Annotated in this window: 25 protein-coding genes and 2 riboswitches; of the genes, 9 read left to right on the top strand and 16 right to left on the bottom strand. The window is 64.9% G+C overall.

What is annotated here, in order from left to right; translation table 11 throughout:
- Positions 1 to 3: 3 nt before the first annotated feature.
- The 11 genes from gcvH to SCA01S_RS21625 form a co-directional block, all read right to left on the bottom strand.
- Entirely contained in the window at positions 4 to 375 is a 372-nt protein-coding gene (gene gcvH / locus SCA01S_RS03275) for a glycine cleavage system protein GcvH (RefSeq protein ID WP_062782808.1), read from the bottom strand.
- Positions 375 to 1,544: a glycine cleavage system aminomethyltransferase GcvT gene (gene gcvT, locus SCA01S_RS03270; protein WP_084390738.1), complete on the bottom strand. Its 1,170-nt coding sequence runs from the start codon at positions 1,542 to 1,544 to the stop codon at positions 375 to 377. The genes gcvH and gcvT overlap by 1 nt, the downstream gene beginning before the upstream one ends.
- A gap of 32 nt (positions 1,545 to 1,576) precedes the next feature.
- Positions 1,577 to 1,702, bottom strand: a riboswitch (glycine riboswitch).
- 1 nt (position 1,703) lies between these two features.
- Positions 1,704 to 1,811, bottom strand: a riboswitch (glycine riboswitch).
- Positions 1,812 to 1,849: 38 nt separating this feature from the next.
- Positions 1,850 to 2,542 carry an NAD(P)H-binding protein gene (locus SCA01S_RS03265; RefSeq protein ID WP_062782806.1) on the bottom strand — a complete coding sequence of 231 codons (693 nt, stop codon included), beginning with the start codon at positions 2,540 to 2,542 and terminating at the stop codon, positions 1,850 to 1,852.
- Positions 2,535 to 3,698: a deoxyguanosinetriphosphate triphosphohydrolase gene (locus SCA01S_RS03260; protein ID WP_084390758.1), complete on the bottom strand. Its 1,164-nt coding sequence runs from the start codon at positions 3,696 to 3,698 to the stop codon at positions 2,535 to 2,537. Before SCA01S_RS03260 ends, SCA01S_RS03265 begins: the two co-directional genes overlap by 8 nt.
- 5 nt (positions 3,699 to 3,703) lie before the next feature.
- Positions 3,704 to 4,399 carry an aspartate/glutamate racemase family protein gene (locus SCA01S_RS03255; RefSeq protein WP_022676369.1) on the bottom strand — a complete coding sequence of 232 codons (696 nt, stop codon included), beginning with the start codon at positions 4,397 to 4,399 and terminating at the stop codon, positions 3,704 to 3,706.
- Positions 4,400 to 4,522: 123 nt separating this feature from the next.
- The gene (locus SCA01S_RS03250) at positions 4,523 to 4,846 is read right to left on the bottom strand and encodes a hypothetical protein (protein ID WP_062782802.1); all 324 of its coding nucleotides are present in this window, start codon (positions 4,844 to 4,846) and stop codon (positions 4,523 to 4,525) included.
- Positions 4,847 to 4,895: 49 nt separating this feature from the next.
- Positions 4,896 to 6,308: an NAD(P)(+) transhydrogenase (Re/Si-specific) subunit beta gene (locus SCA01S_RS03245; RefSeq protein ID WP_062783051.1), complete on the bottom strand. Its 1,413-nt coding sequence runs from the start codon at positions 6,306 to 6,308 to the stop codon at positions 4,896 to 4,898.
- Between the two features lie 56 nt (positions 6,309 to 6,364).
- Positions 6,365 to 6,649 (bottom strand): proton-translocating transhydrogenase family protein, encoded by a 285-nt coding sequence (locus tag SCA01S_RS03240; protein ID WP_022676366.1) that lies wholly within the window; start codon positions 6,647 to 6,649, stop codon positions 6,365 to 6,367.
- A gap of 3 nt (positions 6,650 to 6,652) precedes the next feature.
- Positions 6,653 to 7,066, bottom strand: coding sequence for an endonuclease domain-containing protein (locus SCA01S_RS21630; protein WP_082209119.1), 414 nt, complete (start codon positions 7,064 to 7,066; stop codon positions 6,653 to 6,655).
- Between the two features lie 69 nt (positions 7,067 to 7,135).
- Complete coding sequence (locus tag SCA01S_RS03235; RefSeq protein ID WP_028657878.1) at positions 7,136 to 8,254, bottom strand: NAD(P) transhydrogenase subunit alpha; 1,119 nt, start codon at positions 8,252 to 8,254, stop codon at positions 7,136 to 7,138.
- Positions 8,255 to 8,269: 15 nt separating this feature from the next.
- Positions 8,270 to 8,392, bottom strand: coding sequence for an aa3-type cytochrome c oxidase subunit IV (locus tag SCA01S_RS21625; protein WP_022676364.1), 123 nt, complete (start codon positions 8,390 to 8,392; stop codon positions 8,270 to 8,272).
- Between the two features lie 143 nt (positions 8,393 to 8,535).
- On the opposite strand from SCA01S_RS21625, the gene SCA01S_RS03230 reads away from it, so the two are divergent.
- Positions 8,536 to 9,954, top strand: coding sequence for a sigma-54-dependent transcriptional regulator (locus SCA01S_RS03230; protein WP_062782799.1), 1,419 nt, complete (start codon positions 8,536 to 8,538; stop codon positions 9,952 to 9,954).
- 102 nt (positions 9,955 to 10,056) lie between these two features.
- On the opposite strand, the gene folP is transcribed toward SCA01S_RS03230, so the two are convergent.
- The 3 genes from folP to rnhB form a co-directional block, all read right to left on the bottom strand.
- Positions 10,057 to 11,166: a dihydropteroate synthase gene (folP, locus tag SCA01S_RS03225; protein ID WP_062782796.1), complete on the bottom strand. Its 1,110-nt coding sequence runs from the start codon at positions 11,164 to 11,166 to the stop codon at positions 10,057 to 10,059.
- 139 nt (positions 11,167 to 11,305) lie between these two features.
- Complete coding sequence (locus SCA01S_RS03220) at positions 11,306 to 12,445, bottom strand: site-specific DNA-methyltransferase (protein ID WP_062782793.1); 1,140 nt, start codon at positions 12,443 to 12,445, stop codon at positions 11,306 to 11,308.
- A gap of 218 nt (positions 12,446 to 12,663) precedes the next feature.
- Positions 12,664 to 13,305, bottom strand: a complete 642-nt coding sequence (rnhB, locus tag SCA01S_RS03215; protein ID WP_062782790.1) for a ribonuclease HII — start codon at positions 13,303 to 13,305, stop codon at positions 12,664 to 12,666.
- A gap of 10 nt (positions 13,306 to 13,315) precedes the next feature.
- Here rnhB and SCA01S_RS03210 point away from each other — a divergent pair, with 10 nt between their 5' ends.
- From SCA01S_RS03210 to SCA01S_RS03175, 8 genes are all read left to right on the top strand, one after another.
- The gene (locus SCA01S_RS03210; protein ID WP_062782787.1) at positions 13,316 to 14,485 is read left to right on the top strand and encodes a PQQ-dependent sugar dehydrogenase; all 1,170 of its coding nucleotides are present in this window, start codon (positions 13,316 to 13,318) and stop codon (positions 14,483 to 14,485) included.
- Between the two features lie 81 nt (positions 14,486 to 14,566).
- Positions 14,567 to 15,244, top strand: coding sequence for a pyrimidine 5'-nucleotidase (locus SCA01S_RS03205; RefSeq protein WP_062782784.1), 678 nt, complete (start codon positions 14,567 to 14,569; stop codon positions 15,242 to 15,244).
- Positions 15,245 to 15,315: 71 nt separating this feature from the next.
- Entirely contained in the window at positions 15,316 to 16,152 is an 837-nt protein-coding gene (gene dapD, locus SCA01S_RS03200; RefSeq protein ID WP_062782781.1) for a 2,3,4,5-tetrahydropyridine-2,6-dicarboxylate N-succinyltransferase, read from the top strand.
- A gap of 90 nt (positions 16,153 to 16,242) precedes the next feature.
- The gene (locus SCA01S_RS03195) at positions 16,243 to 16,461 is read left to right on the top strand and encodes a hypothetical protein (protein ID WP_022676356.1); all 219 of its coding nucleotides are present in this window, start codon (positions 16,243 to 16,245) and stop codon (positions 16,459 to 16,461) included.
- A gap of 18 nt (positions 16,462 to 16,479) precedes the next feature.
- Positions 16,480 to 16,842 carry a hypothetical protein gene (locus tag SCA01S_RS03190; RefSeq protein ID WP_062782778.1) on the top strand — a complete coding sequence of 121 codons (363 nt, stop codon included), beginning with the start codon at positions 16,480 to 16,482 and terminating at the stop codon, positions 16,840 to 16,842.
- An 80-nt stretch (positions 16,843 to 16,922) separates the two neighbouring features.
- Positions 16,923 to 17,225: an alkylphosphonate utilization protein gene (locus SCA01S_RS03185; RefSeq protein WP_022676354.1), complete on the top strand. Its 303-nt coding sequence runs from the start codon at positions 16,923 to 16,925 to the stop codon at positions 17,223 to 17,225.
- Positions 17,226 to 17,289: 64 nt separating this feature from the next.
- Positions 17,290 to 17,718 carry an OsmC family protein gene (locus tag SCA01S_RS03180; protein WP_062782775.1) on the top strand — a complete coding sequence of 143 codons (429 nt, stop codon included), beginning with the start codon at positions 17,290 to 17,292 and terminating at the stop codon, positions 17,716 to 17,718.
- A 245-nt stretch (positions 17,719 to 17,963) separates the two neighbouring features.
- On the top strand, positions 17,964 to 18,257 hold the full coding sequence (locus SCA01S_RS03175) for a hypothetical protein (protein ID WP_022676352.1): 294 nt from the start codon (positions 17,964 to 17,966) through the stop codon (positions 18,255 to 18,257).
- Between the two features lie 110 nt (positions 18,258 to 18,367).
- Here SCA01S_RS03175 and SCA01S_RS03170 read toward each other — a convergent pair whose 3' ends face one another.
- Both SCA01S_RS03170 and thiC read right to left on the bottom strand, forming a co-directional pair.
- The gene (locus tag SCA01S_RS03170) at positions 18,368 to 18,871 is read right to left on the bottom strand and encodes a glycine zipper 2TM domain-containing protein (RefSeq protein ID WP_022676351.1); all 504 of its coding nucleotides are present in this window, start codon (positions 18,869 to 18,871) and stop codon (positions 18,368 to 18,370) included.
- Positions 18,872 to 19,007: 136 nt separating this feature from the next.
- Entirely contained in the window at positions 19,008 to 20,873 is a 1,866-nt protein-coding gene (gene thiC, locus SCA01S_RS03165) for a phosphomethylpyrimidine synthase ThiC (protein ID WP_062782772.1), read from the bottom strand.
- Positions 20,874 to 21,211: the final 338 nt, after the last annotated feature.

Raw genomic sequence — 21,211 nt, 5'->3', positions numbered from 1 at the left:
GTGTCAAAGCCCCGCGACATGGGCGGCATAGGCCGCCTCGTCCATCAGCCCATCAAGCTGGGCGGCATCGGCCAGCGTCATGCGCCACAGCCAGCCCTCGCCTTCCGGCGCGGAGTTGACCAGTTCGGGGGCGTCTTCCAGGGCCGGGTTTACTTCGGTAACGGCGCCCGAAACCGGGGCATAGACATCCGAAGCGGCCTTGACCGAATCCACGACAGACGCGCTGTCGCCCTTGGCCAGGGCAGCGCCCACGGTGGGCAGTTCGACAAAGGTGATGTCGCCCAGCTGGCTCTGCGCATAGTCGGTGATGCCGACAGTTGCAGCATCGCCTTCAACCACAAGCCATTCGTGATCGGCGGTGAAATAGCGGGTCATCAGGCGGCTCCTTTGCGCACGTAACGATGGGGATGGAAGGGAAGCGAAACGACAGTGGCGGCAAGGCTCTTGCCGCGCACGGAAAGGGTCAGCGCGGTGCCGGGTGTGGCCAGCGCGGTTTCGATGAAGGCCATGGCGATTGGCCGCTCCAGGCTGGGGGCAAAGCCGCCAGAGGTGACGATGCCCACGGTGCGGCCATCTGACACCACCTCGGCGCCTTCGCGTGCGGCCATGCGGCCTTCGATCAGCAGGCCCACGCGGCGCCGCGCAGTGCCTTCGGCAAAAGCCTTGGCCAGTTGTGCGGCACCGCGGAAACCGGCATCGGCCACGCGGCGGCGGGCGGGAATGGCAAAGCCGAGATCGGCCTCTACCGGATCGATATCGGGCGAAAGATCATGGCCATAGAGCGGCAGGCCGGCTTCCAGGCGCAGCGAATCCCGCGCGCCCAGACCAATCGGCTTGACCTGCGGCTGGGCCAGCAGGGCATCGGCCAGCGCCACGGCGTGATCGGCGTGAACCGAAATCTCAAAGCCATCTTCGCCGGTATAGCCCGAGCGGCTGACGCCCAGCGCCACCCCGTTCCACATGAACGGCGCGGCCTCCATGAACACCAGGCTGTCAAGCGTGCGCGCCGGATCGGCCGCCGGCACCAGGCCCAGCGCGCCGAGCGCCAGGGCGGCTTCCGGTCCTTGCAGCGCTAGCAGCGCATGGTCTGCCAAGTGGTCCAGCGTCACGCCGTGCGGCAGGCGCGCGGTGATGTGGGCGATATCGGCATGCTTGGTAGCGCCGTTGACCACCACGTAGAAATCCGGGCCGCGATTGGTCACGATCAGATCGTCAAGGATGCCGCCGTCGTCCGCCAGCAGCAGCGAATAGCGCTGCTTGCCGGGCTTGAGCGTGGTGAAGGCGCCGGGCAGCAAGGCCTCGAGCGCCTGCCCGGCATGGTCACCGCGCAGCACCAGCTGGCCCATGTGCGACACATCAAACAGCCCGGCATGGGCCCGCGTCCACTGGTGTTCAGCCAGAATGCCTTCGTACTGCACCGGCATGTGATAGCCGGCGAATTCCACCATCCGGCCGCCGCGTGCGCGGTGCCAGGCATCGAGAGGCAGGGTGAGGATAAGCGGCTTTTCGCCCGCAATCGGGGCGAGATCGTATGTGTCACTCACAAGTTTCAACTCCGCACAGAGGTGCACCCAACGGTGCCCCCTCTGTCACGGAAACCTGAGAGCTTTCCCCCGCGCCCCTAGTTGTGGCGCATCGCGGGGTTACCCCTTCGGCGGCCCCATTTCCGCAAGGAAATGAAACACTTTCCAGAGTGTCGCTATAGACCCCGTGCGGTCCTTTAGCCTGAGAGATTCCGGGGCGGTTGCTCCTTCGGCGTCACTGCTTTTTCACATATGCGAATCAGCAGCAAACTCTCCCGCGCGGGTCAGCGACAGGCCCGCCCTTTCGCGCAGGCACCCCGTGCAAGTCAACTGCCTGGATAAGCAGTCCCGCGCGCAGCGCTGTGGATGGAGCGGAATTCATGGACGAAATACCCGGTGGCCTGGGCGCTGGCCAGGTTTACAATGGCTTGGCCCACACTGGCGGCGGGGATGGAGCGATAGCGGGAAAGGTCACCCATCAGCGCCCAATCGACCAGTGGCGCCACCGCCATGCCTAGCCGCTCCGCCGGGCGGACCGCGCCTTGGCGGGCGCCGCGCAGGAGGCCCGGGCGCAGCACATCGAGACGGGCAAAGCCCAAGGCTGCCACGTCCCGCTCCACCTCACCCTTGGTGGCGAGATAAAACGCGCGCGCGGAAGGATCAGCGCCAACCGACGAAACCAGGATCGCATGGCCAACGCCCGCCTGGCGCGCCGCCGTTGCACAGCGCAGCGTGAGGTCATGGTCCACCGCCCGAAAGGCGGCGCGATCGCCACCCACCGCCGCGATCGTCGTGCCCAATGCCAGCACGATCACATCAGGGCGCACCTGCGCTACGGCATCGCCCCAGTGTTCAGGCGCGATCACCAATTGCTCCATCTGCGCGCCGGCAGGCAGGGGCGCCGCACGGCGTCCCAAGGCGACCATGCGCACGCCAGGCCGGCCAGCAGCGGCATCCAGCACGGCCTGGCCGACCAGCCCCGTCGCGCCGACCAGCAGCACGCGGATGGGATCAGACATTGCTAAGTCCTTCAGGCACTTGACCGACGATCTTCGCGTAACAGTCGATAGCATAGCGATCGGTCATGCCGGCGATGAAATCGGCGATCACGCGGCTGCGATCTGGCTCTGACAGCCGCAAGCGCGCCTGCCAGGCGGCCGGCATGTGTCCGGCATCGGCGCGATAGGCAGCAAACAGCGTTTCCACCACATGCCGCGCACGATCGGCCGCCGCCACCTGCTCGGGGTGAAGATAGAGCCGCGCATACATGAACTGCTTGAGCGTACGCTCTTCTCGGCGCACTTCCTCGGAAAACCCGCAGAGCGCGCGCCCGGCCGCGCGCACCGCCGCCACACTGTCGACCCCACTATCATCCAGGCGCCGCTGCGTTTCGCTGATCACGTCGTTGACCATCCGGCCGATCTGCCCCCGCACCAATTCGCGCAGCAGCCGCTCGCGCGGGGCATGGGGATGGCGCGCCTCGATCGCGTACCATTGATCGGCCACGAAAGGCAGTTCCAGCAGATCGTCCAGCGTCAGGAAACCGCCGCGTAGTCCGTCGTCGATATCGTGGTTGTCATAGGCAATGTCGTCGGAAATCGCGGCGATCTGCGCCTCGATCGAGGCGTGGCTGGCGAGATCGAGCGGAAAGGCCTGGTCGAGTTCGGCCAGCGCCCAGGTGGGCTTCTTCACCGGGCCGTTATGCTTGGCCAGGCCCTCGAGCATTTCCCAGGTCAGGTTGAGGCCGTCATGCTCCACATAGGGGCTTTCCAGGCGCATCAACACGCGCAAGGTATTGGCGTTGTGATCAAATCCGCCGCAATTGGACAGCGCCGCCTCCAGCGCATCCTCGCCGGCGTGACCGAACGGCGGATGGCCGATATCGTGCGCCAGGCACAGTGCTTCGGTCAGGTCTTCATCCGCGCCCAGGGCACGGGCGATCACCCGCCCGATCTGCGCCACTTCCAGGCTGTGCGTCAGCCGCACGCGATAGTGATCGCCGTCGGGCGCGATGAACACCTGCGTCTTGTGGCGCAGCCGGCGAAACGCGATCGAATGGATGATCCGATCGCGATCGCGCTGGAACTCGCTGCGCGGGCCGCGCACCCCGCCCTGCTCTGGTGCGAACTCTCGCCCACGCGAGGCAGCGGGATCGCAGGCCCAGGGCGCGCGCATGCCTGTCACCCCGCGCCCAGGATCCAGTCGGCCGCCGCCTCGGCATGAATGCGCGTGCCATCATAGATCGGCAGCACGTTGGCATCGACATCGATCACCATGTCGAGTTCGGTGCAGCCCAGCACCACGCCTTGCGCGCCGGCCTGGCCCATGGTGGTCAACAGCGTCTTGAAGGTCCGCTCGGCCGAGCGCGTGGCGCGGCCCTGCATCAGCTCTTCATAGATGATCCGGTCGATCTCATCGACATTGTCCATCACCGGCGGCAGCAGCGTGACGCCATGGGCGACCAGGCGCTTGCGGTAAAAGCTTTCGACCATGACATTGCGCGAGCCGATCAGCGCCGCGGTCTTCACGCCATTGGCCTGCATCCGCGCGCCAACGGCGTCGGCAATGTGGATCACCGGCACGCCGACCGACGCGGCCACCTGGTCATAGACCTTGTGCATCGAGTTGGCGCCGATCAGAAGCGCGGTGGCGCCAGCCTGTTCCAGCCGCTTGGCGCTTTGCACCAGGACAGTCGCAGCGTGGGCCCACTCATCCGCAGTCGAAAGCCGGGCCAGACCGGCGAAATCCAGGCTTTCGATCAGCAATGGCGCGCTCGACAACGTGCTTGTGCGCGCCTGAACCAGCTTGTTGAGATGCTCGTAATAGGTGCGGGTCGAAACCCAGCTCATGCCGCCGATAAGGCCAATCTTGCGCAAACCACTATCTCCCACCGGCGCCCCCGCCGGTCAGTCCCGTTTCGATGGCTTTCAGCCTTAGGCAAGACCACCGCCCAGGTCCAGCGGCCCACGGCAGCGATCCACCGTGTGCGCGCACGCGGTTCACCGCTTTTCGGGGGCCAATCCCATGGCGCAGAGCGCAGCGGCGCTGACCGTCACTTGCACCAGTTGCGGATCATCGAGCCGGCGCACGGTCCACACGTAATCAGCCAGGCTGCGCTTGGGCGCCTGCAGCGCCTCCAACCGGCGCAACTGACCCAGCGACAGGCGATCGGTCATACGCTCGGCCATGCAGGCGGCATTGGCATGGGACAGGCCGGCATCGACCAAGGCCGTGCGCACGCGGCCTTCGGCCAGTTTGGAGACGCAGCCGGTAGAAACGAGCGACAGCGCGGCAGCGGCGGTGACAAGAACGATGGGCTTCATGCCCGCCTTCTCGCCCCGCCGCGCCGACGCTGTCAACCAAGGGTTGTCCTCAATGCTGGAGCGCCTTGACGATCTCCTCCACCATCTTCTTGGCGTCTGCCAGCAGCATCATCGTCTGGTCCATGTAGAACACATCGTTGTCGACGCCCGAATAGCCGACCCCGCCCATGGAGCGCTTGACGAAGAAGATGGTCTTGGCCTTGTCCACGTCGAACACCGGCATGCCATAGATCGGGCTGGACTTGTCGGTCTTGGCCGCCGGGTTGACCACGTCATTGGCGCCGATCACGAAGGCCACGTCGGCCTGGGCGAAATCGCCCTGGATGTCTTCCAGTTCAAAGACTTCGTCATAGGGCACGTTGGCTTCGGCGAGCAGCACGTTCATGTGCCCGGGCATGCGCCCCGCCACCGGGTGAATGGCATATTTCACGTTGACGCCATTGGCCTTGAGCACGTCACCCATCTCGCGCAGCACGTGCTGTGCCTGGCTGACAGCCATGCCGTAGCCGGGGATGATGATGACGTTTTCGGCTTCCTTCATCAGGAATGCCGCGTCTTCGGCAGAACCGCGCTTCCACGGGCGCTGCTCCTTGGCCGCACCGCCGCTGACGGCTGCTTCGGCGCCAAAGCCCCCGGCGATCACCGACAGGAACGAGCGGTTCATCGCCTTGCACATGATGTACGACAGGATCGCACCCGAAGAGCCGACCAGCGCGCCGGTGATGATCATGGCGGTGTTGTGCAGGGTGAAACCCATCGCCGCCGCGGCCCAGCCGGAATAGCTGTTGAGCATCGAGACCACCACCGGCATGTCTGCCCCGCCGATCGGGATGATCAGCAGGAAGCCGATCACGAAAGACAGCGCGGTAATCGTGGCGATGACCCAGGGGCTTTGATCCTGGGTAAACCAGCCAACCAGCCCGAGGATTGTCAGCAGCGTGCCCAGGTTGATCACATGGCGCCCGGGCAGCAGGATCGCCGCGCCGCTCATCTTGCCCGCCAGCTTGAGGAACGCGATGATCGAGCCGGAGAAGGTAATCGCGCCGATGGCAATGCCCAGGCCCATTTCCACCCGGCTTTGCGGTTCGATCAGCCCTTGCGCATCAAGAATGCCGAAAGCCTCGGGATTGGCATAGGCCGCCAGCCCCACCAGCACAGCCGCCAGGCCCACCAGCGAGTGGAACGCGGCCACCAGTTGCGGCATCGCCGTCATCTGGATGCGCCGCGCGATGATGAAGCCGATGCCGCCACCAATGGCGATGGCCACCGCGATTTCCGGCAGGCTGGCGATCGAATGGGTAACCAGCGTGGTCGCCACGGCAATCGTCATGCCGATCATGCCATAGCGGTTGCCCGCCCGGCTCGTGCCCGGCGACGAAAGCCCGCGCAGCGCCATGATGAACAGCACGCCCGAAATGAGGTATAATAGCGGAACGATACCGCTGTTTTCTGCCGCAGGCATCGGAAATGCATTGCGCGGCGCCACACTCACAGCCGCCGAGAGGAACGAGAAGTCCATCACTTCTTCTCCTTCTTCTTGTACATCGCCAGCATGCGCTGGGTAACGGCAAAACCGCCGAAGATATTGACCGACGCCAGGACCACTGCGCCGAGCCCCAGCACCTTGGCCAGTGGCGACCCCGCCGCTGCCGAGGCGACCAGGGCGCCGACGATGATGACCGACGAAATGGCATTGGTCACCGCCATCAACGGCGTATGCAAGGCCGGCGTGACCGACCAGACGACGTAGTAGCCGACAAAGCAGGCGAGCACGAAAATGCTCAGGATCGATATGAAGTCCATAGATCAGGTACCTTCAGATCCTCCCCCGGCGGGGGAGGTGGCAGCGCCTAGCGCTGACGGAGGGGGTGCTGCTTGGCACGCGGTTATAATGGCTTGGGCCGTGGCATCAGGGTCGCGGAGAACGTCGGCGGCGGGAATGCGGATCACGCGAAGCCCGTGGCGTTCCATCCACGCCGAACGCCGGGCATCAGCAAGCGGGCGAGAGCCCATGTCATGCGAAATCCCGTCGATCTCGAAGACAGTTCTAGACGCAGCGCAATAGAAATCAGCGACAAAGCCGCCCACCGGGTGCTGTCGGCGCAGCTTGATTCCCGCAGGCCGCTGCCGAAAGCGCTGCCACAGCAGAACCTCGGGCAAGCTCATGGCTTTGCGCAGCTTTCTCGCGCTTGTCAGTGCTTGCACGCTATGATCGCGCATCGCTACCCCCCCTCCACCGCCCTGTGGGCGGTTCCCCTCCCCCGCAGGGGGAGGATCACTCGTCCATACTCACCCCTTGAGCCTTTCGTGCACGACCTGCCCGCCTTGCGTCAGGCGGATGGCGTTGCCGATTTCCTCGTCCAGCACCGGGCGGCCTTGTTCCTTGTCCCAGAAGGCCGAAAGGAAATTGAACAGGTTGCGCGAAAACAGGGCCGAAGCATCGGCCGGCAAGAGCGCGGGCGTGTTGGCATAGCCGACGATCTTCACGCCGTGGCGTTCCACTACCTGGTCGGCCACGCTGCCTTCCACGTTGCCGCCTTGCGCCACGGCCAAGTCATAGATGACCGAGCCTGGCCGCATCGTCGCGATCTGGGCATCGCTGATCAGGCGCGGCGCGGCGCGGCCGGGGATCAGCGCGGTGGTGATGACGATATCCTGCTTGGCGATATGGCTCGATACCAGTTCGGCCTGGGCCTTCTGGTATTCGGGGCTCATTTCGGTGGCATAGCCGCCCGCGCCTTCGCCCTCGATCCCCGCCACGTTCTCCACGAAGATCGGCTTGGCGCCCAGCGACTGGATCTGTTCCTTGGTGGCAGAGCGCACGTCGGTGGCGGAAACCTGCGCGCCCAGGCGGCGAGCGGTGGCGATGGCCTGGAGGCCGGCGACGCCCACGCCCATGATGAAGGCCTTGGCCGCGCTCACCGTGCCGGCCGCCGTCATCATCATCGGGAAAGCCCGGCCATAGAGATTGGCCGCCACCAGCACGGCCTTGTAGCCAGCGAGATTGGCCTGTGATGACAGGATATCCATCGATTGCGCGCGGGTGATGCGCGGCATGAATTCCATCGCCAGCGCCTCGAGCCCCGCAGCGGCATAGGCATCGACCCGGGCGCGCTGGCCAAAGGGATCGAGCCCTGCCACGATCCACGCACCAGGCGCGGCGCCAGCCAACAGCGCCGGATCGGGCCCCTGCACGCCCAGCACTATCTGCGCGCCGGCGGCGGCATCGGCGCTGGCAATCGCCGCGCCGGCGGCCTGAAAATCATCGTCGGAAATATCGGCGCCCTTCCCCGCGCCGCTTTCCACCACCAGTTTGGCCCCCAAAGCCGAGAGCTTGCGCACCGTTTCCGGTGTCGCCGCCACCCGGCTCTCCCCCGTCGCGCGTTCCCGAAGAACGGCGATCGTTATGTCATGTGACATTCTTTATTGTATGATCAGGATCACGAAAGCGACGATGAGCGCGATCACCGGCACGGAGACCTTGATCATCGAGATAAAGCCTTCGTAGGTTTCGCGTGCAGCCTTCATATCATTGGCAGACGTCATGCTCACTCATCCCTCGTTATTATCCTTGGGCGCACCTTAAACCGCTGTCCCGCGTCTCTCAAGGGCGATCGAACGGCCTGATTGTTTAATCAGGTTTTTACCAGAAATGCGTAATCGGGTGTTGTTTCAACGACGGGAAAATCATGGCCGAAGCCGACGACCGCCTGCTGATGCTGATCGATGATGAGCCTGCGCAATGCCGGCTGATCACGGCACTGGCCGCACGCGAAGGGTGGCGCACGCTCGTGGCCCGCGATTCCGAAACCGCGATTGCCACGCTCGGCACGCGCCAGGGCATGCAACTGGGTGCCATCATCCTGGATCAATGGGTTCCGGGCGACGATGCCTGTGCGCTGATCGCCGAACTCAAGGCGCGGCGCCCGGCCCTGCCGATCCTGATGCTCACCACCAGTGCCTCGCCGCTGCTGGCGGTGGAAGCAATGCGCGCCGGGGCCACCGATTACCTGATCAAGCCCGTGGCACCCGATCGCCTGCTCCAGGCCCTGCGCAGCGCAACCACGCGCGAGGCGCCCGCGGCAGAGCTTCAGCCGCTCACCGAAAAGATCGGCACGACGCTCGACTTTGATTCGATGATCGGCGCCGCGCCGGCATTCCGCGCCGCACTGGCCGTGGCGGCCAAGGCGGCGCGGACCCAGCAGACGGTGCTGATCGAGGGCGAAAGCGGCACCGGCAAGGAAATGCTGGTGCGCGCGATGCACGCCGCCAGCCCGCGCGCCAAGGCGCCGCTGCGCATCGTCAACGCTGGCGGCATTCCCGCCAACCAGATCGAAAGCGTGCTGTTCGGCCACGAAAAGGGCGCGTTTCCCGGGGCCTTCGATCGGCATATCGGTGCGCTGCAACACGCTGACGGCGGCACGCTGGTGATCGACGAGGTCGATCGCCTGCCCCTTCATGTGCAGGAACGGCTGACCCAGTTCGTCGAACGCGGTGATGTACAGCCGATCGGCGCGCGCCACTCGTTCCGCATCGACGTGCGCCTGTTCGCTTGCAGCAATGCGCCGTTGCGCGATCTGGCCGAGGCGGGTTTCTATCATGCGCCCCTGGTCGATGCGCTTAGCACGGTGCACGTGCATCTGCCCGCGCTGCGCCAGCGGTCGGGCGATATCGCCGCGCTGGCCCGCTATTTCCTTACGCGGATCGGGGAGCAGCCGGGCCTGCGCCCGCTTGGCATCACCGATAGCGCGCTGGCCCTGCTCAAGGCCTATGACTGGCCGGGCAACGTGCGGCAATTGCAGGCCACGCTGTTTCGCGCCGCCGTGTTCTGCGATGCGGAAACGCTGACCGCGCAAGACTTCCCCAATCTCTCGACGATGGTGGGCGAAACCCCGCGCAGCCCGGCGCCGATCAGCGACGGTGCCGGCGTGATGCTGTTCACCGCCGACGGCAACCTGCGCCCGCTGGAAGAGATCGAGGCCGATGTCATCCGCCTGGCGATCGGCCACTATCGCGGCCGCATGACCGAAGTGGCACGGCGCCTGGGGATCGGCCGCTCGACGCTCTACCGCAAGCTGTCGGAACTGGGCATCGACAACGCGGCCTGACAGGGACGTGCGCGGCTGGGGCTTCGACAAGCTCAGCCCGAACGGTATTCACAAACTGCTCTTTAATCCGTTCGGGCTGAGCCTGTCGAAGCCCCCGCCGCCTCAACCGACCTGCGAAAAGTCAGTCAGCGCCGCATCGCGCAGGCCGCGCCACACGCGCATGGCCTGCACCGTTTCAGCCACGTCGTGCACGCGCACCATGTGGCAGCCCGCCTCCAGCGCCTTGATCGCCAGCATGACCGAGCCACCCAGGCGCTGGTCTGCCGGTGCCTCGCCGGCCAAGGCGCCGATCATGCGCTTGCGGCTGGCAGCAAACAGCACGGGTTGGCCCAGCGCGTGGAACAGCGGCAGGGCGTTGATCAGCGCCAGGTTTTCGGCCAGCGTCTTGCCAAAGCCGATGCCGGGATCGAGCAGGATCTTCTCGGCGGCAATGCCCGCGGCCAGCGCGGCATCACGCCGGGTGCGCAGGTCATCGAACACATCGAGCACGACATCGCGATAATGCCCATCGGCGTGGAGGTCGTCCGCACCGCCCGGCGCATGCATCAGCACGACCGGCGCGCCGCTGGCAGCGACAATCTCCATGCTGCGCGGATCGTGGCGCAGGGCGGACACATCGTTGACAATATGCGCCCCGGCGGCAAGCGCGGCGGCGATCACGCTGGAACGCCGGCTGTCGATGGAAATGGCAGCGCCTGTCGTGGCCAGGCGCTCGATCACCGGCACCACGCGCTTGATCTCGTCCCCTTCCCACACCGCGGCGGCATTGGGCCGGGTGGATTCCCCACCCACGTCGATCACCGCCGCGCCCGCCGCCAGCATGGCCGAGGCATGGTCTAGCGCGACATCGGGCTTGTCGAGGAACTGGCCGCCATCGGAAAAGCTGTCGGGCGTGACGTTGAGAATGCCCATGACCAGCGGCTGATCGAGGCGCAGCACCCGCTCGCCACAGCCGATCGGGGCATGGCTCTTGCGCAGATTGGCCCATTGCGCGCTGGCGTCAGCGGCCAGGGCATCGGGCAAGGCAGCAATGGCAGCAGCTACGTCGCCCGCGCTGACAACCTGGCGCGAGACCACCTTGCCGTCACCCCGCACCAGCAGGGCAAAGCGGCTGGCACAGGCGAGCCCGCCGGCCAGGCGCACGGCCTGGCCATCGTCAGCCTGCGGGCTTTCGGTCAAGGCGATGGGGCGAAGGTAAACCGTCTCGTTCATGCCAAAGCCTTTGCCCCAACCACCAACTATTCGTCACCCCGGGCTTGACCCGGGGTCCAGCTTCTTTTGGGCGCCTTGCGCTATCCTTCAGGAAAAGCGGGGCCCCGGATCAAGTCCGGGACGACGGCAATTAACCCGATCAGTCTTCCACCGCCAACAGATAGCGCTGGCGCAGCACGTCGATCGGCTTCATCTCGCCCTTGTCCATGAAATGCCAGAACGTCCAGCCGTTGCACGAGGCGGCGTTCTGCACCTTGGACCCCATGCCATGGATCGACCCGGTATCCTCGCCTACGGCCAGGCTGCCATCGGCGCGCACAACCGCCTGCCAGCGGCGCTTCTTGTCAGCGAGCACGGTGCCCGGCGTCAGCCAGCCGCTTTCCACCAGCGAGCCGAACGGCACCTTGGGCGCGGCGCGCTTGGACTGCATGGTCTTGAGCGCGCTTTCATCGAGCGGCAGGGCCAGGTCGATACGCTCCTGCGCCACTTCAATATAATCGTCCTCGCGCTCGCAGCCGATCCAGTTGCGGCCCAGGCGCTTGGCCACTGCGCCGGTGGTGCCGGTGCCAAAGAATGGATCGAGCACCACGTCACCCTTGTTGGTGGTGGCCAGGATCACGCGATAGAGCAGCGATTCCGGCTTTTGCGTGGGATGGGCTTTGGTGCCGTTGCGCTTGAGGCGTTCCTTGCCCGAACAGATCGGCAGCACCCAGTCAGAGCGCATCTGCAACTCGTCGTTCAAGGTCTTCATCGCGCGGTAGTTGAAGGTGTACTTCGCCTTCTCGCTCTTGGCTGCCCAGATCAGGGTTTCGTGGGCATTGGTGAACCGCGTGCCCTTGAAATTGGGCATGGGGTTGGTCTTGCGCCAGATGATGTCGTTGAGAATCCAGAAGCCCATGTCCTGCAGCATCGTGCCCAGGCGGAAGATGTTGTGATAGCTGCCGATCACCCAGATCGAGCCATTGGGCTTGAGCAGGCGATAGGCCTCGCTCAACCATTCGCGGGTGAAGCGATCATAGACGGCAAAGCTGTCGAACTTGTCCCAGTGATCGGTCACCGCATCGACATGGCTGCCATCGGGGCGGGCCAGGTCGCCGCCAAGCTGCAGGTTGTAGGGCGGATCGGCAAAGATCATGTCGATCGATCCAGTGGGCAGCGAGCGCATCATGTCGATGCAATCGCCCTTGAGGATGCGGTTGACGGGCAGCGCGGGCGCCTGAACCTTGGCGGCCACTTTGGCCCGCAAGGCGCGGGTGCGCGTTTTCACTGCCGTAACCATGATACTTCCTTCCACTGTCGCTTGTTGACGTGGAATCTGAATCATCGCGAGTCGCAGGTCAAGGCGCGACTCGCCGATTTGCGGCGAGTCGCAGCGCTGCAAAAGCGGAACGGAACGAGTCCGCCAACCACATCTAGAGTCTCGGTGGGGTGCGCGACTCAAGATATGGTGCGCGCAACTGTGGAAAATTTATTCGCAGGCCTTGCGCCGAGTCGCGGCTAGAGAAGCAGCAGTTGCGCCACGGGGGCAAAACTGCGCCGATGCAGCGGCGTAGGGCCATGCGTGCGCAGGGCGGCAAGGTGCTGCGCCGTGCCATAGCCGGCGTTGCGCTCCCAGCCATAGTGCGGATGGAGTTCGGCCGCCGCCCGCATCATGCGGTCACGGTGTTCCTTGGCGATGATCGAGGCCGCAGAAATGCACGGCTCGATCGCGTCGCCACCGACAATCGGCCGCGCCGGCCAGCACCAATCGGCATGGCGCCCGTGCGGCGTGAGATTGCCATCGACACGCACCTCGCATACGTCGCCCTGCAATTGCGCCACGAGTTCCTGCACGGCGAGGGTCATCGCCAGCATGGTGGCGCCAAAGATGTTGAGGCGGTCGATCTCGGCCGGGTCCACCACGCCCACGCCCCAGTGGCACGACGCCTTGATCTGCTCTTCCAGCACCGCGCGGCGCTTGGCCGAAAGTTTTTTGGAATCGGCCAGCCCTTCGGGCGGCCGCCGCCCCAGCACCACGGCAGCGGCCACCACCGGGCCGGCCAGGGGGCCGCGCCCCGCCTCGTCGACGCCGATGACGTGCCCCGATACGCGGGTAGTAACACGGGTAATTCTGGTGGCACGGACGCGGGTTTCGGGCATTGTAGCGGGCATGACAAAAGGGATCCTCTGCCTCCTATCGCCGCTCGCGTTCCTGGCTGCAAGCTGCGGATCGCAAGCCCAGCCCGATAACGCCGCCGCCACGGCGCCCGAACAGCGCGACGGCTTCGTGATTACCGACCTGGCGCGTTTCGACAGCCCTTGGGCCATGGTGTTCCTGCCCGATGATGGCCAAGGCAAGACCGCCATGCTGGTGACCGAACGCACCGGCGCGCTCAAGCTGTGGCGCGAAGGGGCCAAGGCCGTGATCGTTTCTGGCACGCCCAAGGTGGACGCCGGCGGCCAGGGGGGCCTCGGCGATATTGCCCTCGCCCCCGATTTTGCCACCAGCGGGCTGGTCTATCTCACCTGGGTGGAAGCGGGCGCGGGGGATACGCGCGGCGCCGTGCTGGGCCGCGCGCGGCTGGTGCGCGATCAGGGCTCGCCCCGCCTTGAAGGCCTCACGGTGATCTGGCGGCAGGTACCCAAGGTTTCCGGGCGCGGCCATTTTGGCCATCGCATCGCCTTTGCACCAGATGGCAAAAGCCTGTTCCTGTCTTCGGGCGAGCGGCAGAAGTTCACCCCGGCGCAGGATATGACCACCAACCTGGGCAAGATCCTCCACCTCACGCTCGATGGCCAGCCCGCGCCGGGCAATCCCTTTGCAGCGCAAGGCGGCATTGCCGCGCAGGTGTGGACGCTGGGGCATCGCAACCCGCTGGGGCTGCAATTCGATGCGCAGGGGCGGCTGTGGGATCTCGAACATGGCCCGGCCGGCGGGGACGAGCTTAACCTGCTTTCACCCGGGAAGAACTATGGCTGGCCGCTGGTTTCCGATGGCGACAACTATGATGGCACGCCGATCCCGCGCAACGCAACGCGGCCAGACCTGGCCGCGCCGGCGATCAGCTGGAATCCGGTGATCGCACCGGGGGACTTCGTGTTCTATTCGGGCAAGGCGTTTCCGCAGTGGCGCGGGCAGGCGCTAATCGCGGCGCTGGGCGCGGCCGGGATCGTGCGCGTGGGCCTGGAACCGGGGCCAGACGGCCGCCCCGTGGGCAAGGAACTGGAGAGGATCGACTTGGGGACGCGGATACGCGAGATTCGCGAAGCACGTGATGGTACGCTATGGATTCTCGAAGACGGCGAAAACGCCCGGCTGAGGAGGCTTGCCCCGCGCTGATTTTGCGGGCAGGCGGCGGCACCATGCTCTAAAGGCAGAGCCACGCTCTTAAGGCCAGAGCCAAGCTCGCAAGGATGACGGATGCCCTTTGACCCATCGCGTGTCGATTGCTGGATCTTCGATCTGGATAACACGCTGTACCCGGCCGAAACCTGCCTGTTCGACCAGATCGACGTGCGCATGGGCGCCTATATTGCCGATCTGCTGGGCTGCGACCATGCCGAGGCGCGCCGCGTGCAGAAGATGTATTTCCACGACCATGGCACCACGCTCGCTGGCCTGATGCATTTTCACGGCGTCGATCCCTATGAATTTCTTGGCTATGTTCACGATGTCGACATGGCCCCGCTGAACCGCGCGCCGCGCCTGGAAGAACGCCTGATGCGCCTGCCCGGGCGTCGCCTGATATTTACCAATGGCGATGCCGCCTATGCCACGCGGGTGCTCGATGCCCTGGGCATCACCCACTGCTTTGAAGGCCTGTGGGACATCCACGCCATGGAATACAAGCCCAAGCCCGAGCCATCGGCCTATCGCGGCTTTGTCTCCGCCTTTGGCATCGACCCTACCCGCTCGGTGTTCTTCGAGGATTCGGCGCGCAACCTCACCCCGGCCAAGGCCATGGGTATGCAGACGGTCTGGCTCGATTTCGGCACGGATTGGGGTGCCCGCGCCCGTGACGAGACCGCGATCGATGAGACGATCGACGATCTTGCTGCCTGGCTCGACGCGCTTGCCGCCGACGGTCACCTCGGCTAGGCGCCCTGCCCAAGCAGACTGTCCAGACCCCCCAAGGCCAGACCATCTCAGTATTGCCCGGAGAAACACACATGACCGCACAGCTTGAAGCCGCCATCGAAGCCGCCTGGGACAACCGCGCGGACGTGACGCCGGCCAGCAACGATGTGCGCGTGGTGGTGGAACAGGCCCTCGCCCTGCTCGACGCCGGCCAGGCCCGCGTGGCGGAAAAGGTCGATGGCGCGTGGCGCGTAAACCAGTGGCTGAAGAAGGCCGTGCTGCTCTCGTTCCGCCTCAACGACAATGTCGTGGTTGAGGGTGGCGCCGGTGGCGCCCCGGCCTTTGACAAGGTGCCGAGCAAGTTTGCCGGCTGGGACGAAGCCGCCTTTCGCGCCGCCGGGTTCCGCGTGGTGCCGGGCGCCGTGGCGCGCCGTGGCGCTCACATTGCCAAGAATGTCGTGCTGATGCCCAGCTTCGTCAACATCGGCGCGTTCGTCGATGAAGGCACCATGGTCGATACCTGGGCCACTGTGGGTTCATGCGCGCAGATCGGCAAGAACGTGCATATCTCGGGCGGCGTCGGCATCGGCGGCGTGCTCGAACCGCTGCAGGCCGGCCCGGTGATCATCGAAGACGGCGCGTTCATCGGCGCGCGTTCGGAAGTGGCCGAAGGTGTGATCGTGGGCGAAGGCGCGGTGCTGTCGATGGGCGTGTTCCTGGGCGCCAGCACCAAGATCATCGACCGCGCCACCGGCGAAGTGCATATCGGCCGCGTGCCGCCCTATGCCGTGGTCGTGCCCGGCTCGCTGCCCGGCAAGCCGCTGCCCGATGGCACGCCCGGGCCGTCGCTCTATTGCGCCGTGATCGTCAAGACCGTGGACGCGCAAACCCGCAGCAAGACCGGCATCAACGAGCTGCTGCGCGACTGACGCGGAACCACGCGGGCTCTCCGCGCGTAGAATCAGGCAAAAGGGGCGCGCCACCCGTGCGCCCTGCCGATGAAACGCAGGAGAGTCGTCATGCAGAACGACCATACCCAACGACAGGAGCCGCCGGCGCGGCTGTCCACCGACGAAGCGCGTAGCGCCGTCGGCTTGAACGTGGTGCGCTGGGTACTTCTGATCAGCCTCGTGCTGGCAATCCTGGCCTTGTCTGCCATCTGGATCACCGGTGCGCTCACGACACCACAGGCCGATCACAACGGCGTCGTCAGTGGCCAGGCCACGCCATCTTCCTGATCTGCCGGAAACCGCGCGATGCCCAGCGGCTGGAAGCTCGAACCCGATAGCCGCGACCGCCTGATGGCGCTGTTCCCGCCACGCTATCCGCACACTGTGGCAAACCATGTGACGCGCACGGTTCATGCCGGCCCCGGTGATCCCTTGCCACCAGCGATCCGCCACGCCCGCGTTGTCGGCCATATCGATGACGGCGCGGGCGTGGAGGCGCTGGTGGTGGCGCTCGAAGGCTCCACCCGCAGGCCGGACGGTGGCATCTGGCACATCACATGGTCTCTGGCGGAAGACCGCGCGGCCCGGGAAAGCAATGTCGCCCTGGCCATGCGCGCCTGGAAACCCCGCGACGGTGGCGCAATCGTGCTCGTCCCGGCGGTGTGGTAAGACAAGTTCCCGCAAGGGCTGGCGCCCGTGCCCCCAACCTGCCATGGCCCCACCGGGACCACAGCATAAAGGGGCGGGACATGAGCGACGACGAATACGTTTACGATGATGAAAGCGGCGAATGGATGACGGCCGCGGAACTGGCCACGCGGCGCGCGGCGGCCAACGCCGTGGAAGTGCGCGACGCCGTGGGCAACGTGCTGCAGGACGGTGACCAGGTTACGCTGATCAAGGATCTTGATGTCAAAGGCGCCGGGCAGACGCTCAAGCGCGGCACGCTGATCAAGTCGATCCGCCTCACCGGTGACGCACAGGAAATCGACTGCAAGTTCGATGGGATCAAGGGCCTCGTGCTCCGCGCAGAGTTCGTGCGCAAGCGCTGAACCGGATGGAACGCACCGCTGGCCAGGGCGTTCAACGGGCAAACCCCATCAAGGAGATGCCCCAATGCCCACCAGCACCGCTTCTGCCCGTTATGAAGGGCTCGGCAAGCCCGGCAAGGGATCGATCAGCACGGCCTCGGGCGTGCTGTCAGACCAGCCCTATGGCTTTGGCACGCGGTTCGAAGGCAAGCCGGGCACCAACCCGGAAGAACTGATCGCCGCCGCGCATGCGGCCTGCTTTACCATGGCCACCAGCTTTGCCCTCGCCAAGGCCGGTTATGCCGATGGCACGCTCGACACGACCGCCAAGGTTACGTTGGAGGCCGATGGCGACGGCTTCAAGGTGACGCGCAGCGCACTTGCACTCAAGGCGGCAATCCCCGGTATCGCCGAATCGGATTTCGCCAAAATTGCCGATGAGGCCAAGGCCAACTGCCCGATTTCGCGCCTGCTGAACTGCGAAGTCACGCTGGAGCGCGCGCTCGAAGCCTAAGCGTTCCGGCACTTTCCCGTGTTTTCGTATGCGCCCGGCCACCTCCCCCATGGCTGGGCGCATATTGTTATGCATGAAAACAAACGCTTTTCAAAACCGAGCGCTCGCCACTTGCAAATCATGCAAGCGGGCGGGCAACCTAAGCAATTGCTCGCAGGCGCAGCATGGGTGAAACGCGCTGCAACAAGAACACAACAGACGGGTGTCCGAAGGCAATCTCGCCTTTATGATCAGGGGAAATTGCCATGCTTCGTTCTTTCATTTCGACCGCCGCCGCCGCTCTCGTGCTTGCCGCCCCCGCCGTGGCCTCGGCCGAAACCCAGCCTGATAGCTTCGCTTACAAGGGCGTGAGCTATTCCTACACCACCGAAACCAAGGGCGAAGAAAAGATCGTCCGTGGCACCGCCTATGCCGGCAAGGTGCCCTTCGAACTGCACATCCGCAAGAAGTCGGTGGAAGGCACGTTCAATGATCGCCCGGTGGCCTTCACGCTCAACGACGTGAAGAAGCTCGGCATCGCGGTCGACGCTGCCAAGTAAGCCTGTTGAGGCCTAACGCGGGATTGTCCCGCGCCACGCCGACATGAAAAAGGCCCTTTCGCCGCGTGGCGAAAGGGCCTTTTTCATGTGTGCGGATGCCCGGTTGGGGATCAGCGGCAACGCACGTTGTTGCTGTCGATCGCGGCACCGGCGGCAGCGCCACCGATGGCACCGAGGATCGCACCGAGCGGACGGGAATCGCCCTGGGCAATCACCGAGCCGAGCAGCGCGCCCGACACACCACCGACGATCAGGCCGGTCGAGCCATCGGAACGGCGGCAATAATAGCGACCATCATTGCCGCGATAAATCCGCTCATTGGCGCTCAGGCGATGTTCGCCGTAGCGCGGATCGTCGCGGTAATAGCGATCGGCATAGTAGCCGCCGTAGCTGGGATCGGGACGGTTGTAGTCATAGTTGCCATAGCGGCGATAATAGCCGTCGTCGCGATAGCCCCAGCCGCCGCCACCGGCATAACCGCCTTCGATGCCACCGTAACCGCCGCGATGGCGGTGATAGCCGTTGTCATAGCCGGGGCGGCCATCATAACCATCGGTACAAGCGGCGGTCAGGCCCGACGCTGCAAGTGCCACTGCCAGCAAAGCCTTCTTCATGGCGCGATCTCCATCACGAGAGGAGCGGAGCGCCACCCCATGGCGACGCGACCTTCCAGATGGACAGGCAATGATCGGAAACCGCGCTGGTTCCTGCGCTGGTTACACGATGGCAACCAGCGCAGGACGCACCGCCTTATTGCGCGGCCGGCAGATACAGTTCGCTACCGGCCTCGCGATACTTGTCGCTCATGGCCTGCATCCCCGCCTCGGCCTCTTCGGCGGCGATGAAGGTATCGGCGGCCTGGTTCTGTTTCGATGCAAATTCACGCACTTCCTGCGTGATCTTCATCGAGCAGAACTTGGGCCCGCACATCGAGCAGAAGTGCGCGGTCTTGGCCCCTTCGGCCGGCAGGGTCTGGTCGTGGTACTGCTCGGCCGTTTCGGGATCGAGGCTGAGGTTGAACTGGTCGCGCCAGCGAAATTCGAAGCGGGCGCGGCTCAACGCATCATCGCGCAGCTTGGCCGCCGGATGTCCCTTGGCCAGATCGGCGGCATGGGCGGCGAGCTTGTAGGTGACCACGCCAACCTTGACGTCATCGCGATCGGGCAGGCCCAGATGTTCCTTGGGCGTGACATAGCACAGCATGGCGGTGCCGAACCAACCGATCATCGCCGCGCCGATGCCGCTGGTGATATGATCATAACCCGGCGCGATATCGGTGACGAGCGGCCCGAGCGTATAGAACGGCGCCTCGCCACAGGCGGCCAGCTGCTTGTCCATGTTCTCCTTGACCTTGTGCATCGGCACATGGCCCGGCCCCTCGATCATCACCTGCACGTCCTGCGCCCAGGCACGCTTGGTCAGTTCACCCAAGGTGTAAAGCTCGGCAAACTGTGCCTCGTCATTGGCGTCGGCCACGCTGCCCGGGCGCAGGCCATCGCCCAGCGAATAGGCGATGTCATAGGCCTTCATGATCTCGGTGATCTCGTCGAAATGCTCGTAGAGGAAGCTTTCGCGGTGGTGCGCCAGGCACCACTTGGCCATGATCGAGCCACCCCGGCTGACGATCCCGGTCACGCGCTTGGCGGTGAGCGGAATATAGGGCAGGCGAACCCCGGCGTGGATGGTGAAATAGTCCACGCCCTGTTCGGCCTGCTCGATCAAGGTATCGCGGAAGATGTCCCAGGTCAGGTCTTCGGCAATGCCGCCGACCTTTTCCAGCGCCTGATAGATCGGCACCGTGCCGATCGGCACCGGGCTGTTGCGCAGGATCCATTCGCGCGTGTCGTGGATGTTGCGCCCGGTCGACAGGTCCATCACTGTGTCGGCGCCCCAGCGGATCGCCCAGACCATCTTGTCCACTTCGTTGGCCACATCAGACGCGACCGCCGAATTGCCGATGTTGGCATTGATCTTGACCAGGAAATTGCGCCCGATCGCCATCGGTTCGCTTTCCGGGTGGTTGATGTTGTTGGGGATGATCGCCCGCCCGCGCGCCACTTCATCGCGCACGAATTCGGCCGTGACGTAATCGGGGATGCTGGCGCCCCAATCCTGGCCATCGCGCACCAGGGCTTCCTTCAACTGGCGGCGGCCCAGGTTTTCACGGATCGCCACGTATTCCATCTCGGGCGTAACGATACCCTGGCGGGCATAGTGCATCTGCGTGACATTGGCGCCGGCCTTGGCCCGCAGCGGTGCGGGATTGACGTTGGGGAACGCCGGTACGCCGCCCGAACGGTCCGGCCCCTTGAGGCCATTGTCCTCGGGCTTCACCTCACGCGCGGCATAGGTTTCCACGTCGCCACGCGCCATGATCCAATCATGGCGCAGGCGCGGCAGGCCAGCGCGAATGTCGATCGCCTGCTTGGGATCGCTATAGGGGCCTGAGGTGTCATAGACGCGCAGCGGCGGCTCGCCGCAGCCAGGCTCCAACGCGATTTCGCGCATCGCCACGGTCATGCCAGGGAAACGCGGCGATTCCACGTGGATCTTGCGGCTGCCGCGGATAGGGCCGGTGGTGACACCGATTTCCAGCGGAGAATTGAGATCGGCCATACACGAGGTTCCTTTCGTGTGGACGAACGAAAGGCTGTGGCACGCACGTGTAACGCTGGGCCGGCCCTCCCTCCGCCCGTGCTAACGGGTTCAGGTTCGACGGGTCGGGCTGCGTGACCAGCCCCTCTCAGCCTTTGCTCAACCCGGCAACGCAGGCGCGTTGCCCAGGCCACTGGCTCCCCGGGGTGCCCGCATCCTAGGGCCAAGGGCGTAACGCTGCAAGCCGGACCGACGCCATCGTCGGTCGAGTTGAGACAAGCGCTACTTTTTTGAAAATGATTATCACTCTCCTTGACTCATGATAACCATTCGCATTAGCGGGCGGTGAGAAATCATTG

The sequence above is a fragment of the Novosphingobium capsulatum NBRC 12533 genome (assembly GCF_001598375.1).
In the GTDB taxonomy this organism is placed as follows: Bacteria; Pseudomonadota; Alphaproteobacteria; order Sphingomonadales; family Sphingomonadaceae; genus Novosphingobium; species Novosphingobium capsulatum.
Note: the sequence above shows the minus strand (reverse complement) of the source record. Positions and strands in the feature narration are given on the sequence as shown.

What these genes read in the sequence shown, in the direction of transcription:
- SCA01S_RS03230 (WP_062782799.1), top strand. Translation starts at nt 8,536, where the DNA reads ATGGCCGAAGCCGACGACCGCCTGCTGATGCTGATCGATGATGAGCCT.
- SCA01S_RS03195 (WP_022676356.1), top strand. Translation starts at nt 16,243, where the DNA reads ATGCAGAACGACCATACCCAACGACAGGAGCCGCCGGCGCGGCTGTCC.
- SCA01S_RS03210 (WP_062782787.1), top strand. Translation starts at nt 13,316, where the DNA reads ATGACAAAAGGGATCCTCTGCCTCCTATCGCCGCTCGCGTTCCTGGCT.
- SCA01S_RS03245 (WP_062783051.1), bottom strand. Translation starts at nt 6,308, where the DNA reads ATGCCTGCGGCAGAAAACAGCGGTATCGTTCCGCTATTATACCTCATT.
- SCA01S_RS03190 (WP_062782778.1), top strand. Translation starts at nt 16,480, where the DNA reads ATGCCCAGCGGCTGGAAGCTCGAACCCGATAGCCGCGACCGCCTGATG.
- gcvH (WP_062782808.1), bottom strand. Translation starts at nt 375, where the DNA reads ATGACCCGCTATTTCACCGCCGATCACGAATGGCTTGTGGTTGAAGGC.
- rnhB (WP_062782790.1), bottom strand. Translation starts at nt 13,305, where the DNA reads ATGCCCGAAACCCGCGTCCGTGCCACCAGAATTACCCGTGTTACTACC.
- thiC (WP_062782772.1), bottom strand. Translation starts at nt 20,873, where the DNA reads ATGGCCGATCTCAATTCTCCGCTGGAAATCGGTGTCACCACCGGCCCT.
- SCA01S_RS03250 (WP_062782802.1), bottom strand. Translation starts at nt 4,846, where the DNA reads ATGAAGCCCATCGTTCTTGTCACCGCCGCTGCCGCGCTGTCGCTCGTT.
- dapD (WP_062782781.1), top strand. Translation starts at nt 15,316, where the DNA reads ATGACCGCACAGCTTGAAGCCGCCATCGAAGCCGCCTGGGACAACCGC.
- SCA01S_RS03175 (WP_022676352.1), top strand. Translation starts at nt 17,964, where the DNA reads ATGCTTCGTTCTTTCATTTCGACCGCCGCCGCCGCTCTCGTGCTTGCC.
- SCA01S_RS03185 (WP_022676354.1), top strand. Translation starts at nt 16,923, where the DNA reads ATGAGCGACGACGAATACGTTTACGATGATGAAAGCGGCGAATGGATG.
- SCA01S_RS03240 (WP_022676366.1), bottom strand. Translation starts at nt 6,649, where the DNA reads ATGGACTTCATATCGATCCTGAGCATTTTCGTGCTCGCCTGCTTTGTC.
- SCA01S_RS21625 (WP_022676364.1), bottom strand. Translation starts at nt 8,392, where the DNA reads ATGACGTCTGCCAATGATATGAAGGCTGCACGCGAAACCTACGAAGGC.
- SCA01S_RS03180 (WP_062782775.1), top strand. Translation starts at nt 17,290, where the DNA reads ATGCCCACCAGCACCGCTTCTGCCCGTTATGAAGGGCTCGGCAAGCCC.
- SCA01S_RS21630 (WP_082209119.1), bottom strand. Translation starts at nt 7,066, where the DNA reads ATGCGCGATCATAGCGTGCAAGCACTGACAAGCGCGAGAAAGCTGCGC.
- folP (WP_062782796.1), bottom strand. Translation starts at nt 11,166, where the DNA reads ATGAACGAGACGGTTTACCTTCGCCCCATCGCCTTGACCGAAAGCCCG.
- SCA01S_RS03170 (WP_022676351.1), bottom strand. Translation starts at nt 18,871, where the DNA reads ATGAAGAAGGCTTTGCTGGCAGTGGCACTTGCAGCGTCGGGCCTGACC.
- SCA01S_RS03205 (WP_062782784.1), top strand. Translation starts at nt 14,567, where the DNA reads ATGCCCTTTGACCCATCGCGTGTCGATTGCTGGATCTTCGATCTGGAT.
- SCA01S_RS03260 (WP_084390758.1), bottom strand. Translation starts at nt 3,698, where the DNA reads ATGCGCGCGCCCTGGGCCTGCGATCCCGCTGCCTCGCGTGGGCGAGAG.
- SCA01S_RS03265 (WP_062782806.1), bottom strand. Translation starts at nt 2,542, where the DNA reads ATGTCTGATCCCATCCGCGTGCTGCTGGTCGGCGCGACGGGGCTGGTC.
- SCA01S_RS03220 (WP_062782793.1), bottom strand. Translation starts at nt 12,445, where the DNA reads ATGGTTACGGCAGTGAAAACGCGCACCCGCGCCTTGCGGGCCAAAGTG.